Here is a 284-nt window from a genome sequence, read left to right as displayed (position 1 = left end):
CTTCATGATCTCCGAGCTGAGGCGTTCGTTCGAGATCGGATTCCTCATCATCCTGCCGTTCCTCGTCATCGACATGATCGTGGCGACGCTGACGATGTCGATGGGCATGATGATGATGCCGCCGACGATCCTGGCCCTGCCGTTCAAGATGCTGTTCTTCGTGCTGATCGACGGCTGGAATCTGCTCGCCTCCGGACTGGTGCGCTCGTTCTCGTAACCGCGGCGATCGCCTGGCGCCCCGTCATGGTTAGCGAAAAGTACCGCGCTATGGTTAGCGTTGGGTA

1 pseudogene is annotated in these 284 nt (G+C 58.8%); it reads left to right on the top strand.

Features of this window, described 5'->3' with window-relative positions:
* Window positions 1-217: pseudogene (locus tag AABA86_RS34540) on the top strand (flagellar type III secretion system pore protein FliP); the annotation flags it as partial.
* Window positions 218-284 lie beyond the last annotated feature (67 nt).

This window comes from Bradyrhizobium sp. TM233 (assembly GCF_036247965.1).
Classification (GTDB): Bacteria; Pseudomonadota; Alphaproteobacteria; order Rhizobiales; family Xanthobacteraceae; genus Bradyrhizobium; species Bradyrhizobium ottawaense.
Note: the sequence above shows the minus strand (reverse complement) of the source record. Positions and strands in the feature narration are given on the sequence as shown.